This is a genomic window from Vibrio sp. Vb1554, assembly GCF_033344235.1.
The window spans coordinates 1-1,265 of record NZ_JAWPOJ010000248.1 but is presented as its reverse complement, the minus strand read 5'-3'; the positions used below and the strand labels follow the sequence as shown (position 1 = coordinate 1,265).

1 protein-coding gene is annotated in these 1,265 nt (G+C 60.3%); it reads left to right on the top strand.

Going from position 1 to position 1,265, the window contains the following annotated elements; genetic code table 11:
- Nucleotides 1-1,030, top strand: a 1,030-nt coding sequence (locus R8N28_RS25380) for an IS91-like element ISVsa3 family transposase (RefSeq protein ID WP_031430888.1), incomplete at its 5' end; no start/stop codon positions are given.
- Between the last annotated feature and the right edge of the window lie 235 nt (nucleotides 1,031-1,265).

Below are 1,265 nucleotides of genomic sequence, written 5' to 3'. Positions count from 1 at the left end.
GCACCTGGTCAAGAAAGCGGGCCATACCCACCAAGTGGCCAAGACGGGCGCGGTCACCCTGATCCAGCGTTTTGGATCGGCGCTCAATCTGAATGTTCACTTCCACATGCTGTTTCTCGACGGTGTGTATGTCGAGCAATCCCACGGCTCAGCGCGTTTCCGCTGGGTCAAGGCGCCGACCAGCCCAGAGCTCACCCAGCTGACGCACACCATCGCCCACCGGGTGGGTCGCTATCTGGAACGGCAAGGCCTGCTGGAACGGGATGTCGAAAACAGCTATCTGGCCTCGGATGCGGTGGATGACGACCCGATGACACCCCTGCTGGGGCACTCGATCACTTACCGTATCGCTGTCGGTTCACAGGCGGGGCGAAAGGTGTTCACTTTGCAAACTCTGCCGACCAGTGGTGATCCGTTCGGTGACGGGATTGGCAAGGTAGCCGGGTCCAGCCTGCACGCCGGCGTGGCGGCCAGGGCCGATGAACGCAAGAAGCTCGAACGGCTGTGCCGGTACATCAGCCGCCCGGCGGTATCCGAGAAGCGGCTGTCGTTAACACGAGGCGGCAACGTGCGCTACCAGCTCAAGACGCCGTACCGGGACGGCACCACGCACGTCATTTTCGAACCATTGGATTTCATTGCAAGGCTGGCCGCCCTGGTACCGAAGCCCAGAGTCAACCTAACCCGCTTCCACGGGGTGTTCGCACCCAACAGTCGGCACCGGGCGTTGGTCACGCCGGCAAAACGGGGCAGGGGCAACAAGGTCAGGGTGGCTGATGAACCGGCAACACCAGCACAACGGCGAGCGTCGATGACATGGGCGCAACGGCTCAAGCGTGTTTTCAATATCGACATCGAGACCTGCAGCGGCTGCGGCGGCGCCATGAAAGTCATCGCCTGCATTGAAGACCCTATAGTGATCAAGCAGATCCTTGATCACCTGAAGCACAAAGCCGAAACCAGCGGGACCAGGGCGTTACCCGAAAGCCGGGCGCCACCGGCTGAGCTGCTCCTGGGTCTGTTTGACTGACGAGCCTGAAGGCCAACGATACCAATCAAAATGCTGCGTTCACAGCGCCGCGGCAGGGATCCGCCGTGCTGGTTGTCGGAAAAGGAGCCGCTAGTGGGAAAGAGGAGGGTAAATTTTCAGCGTTGCTGGCTCCCCGTCAGCCGGATTGGGTTGCATCGCAGGGGTGTCGAAAGAGTCAACTGCGGTCCAAAGCTGTTGGACTTGGGTGAAAAGGGCGTTTATTCTTCCTATACGT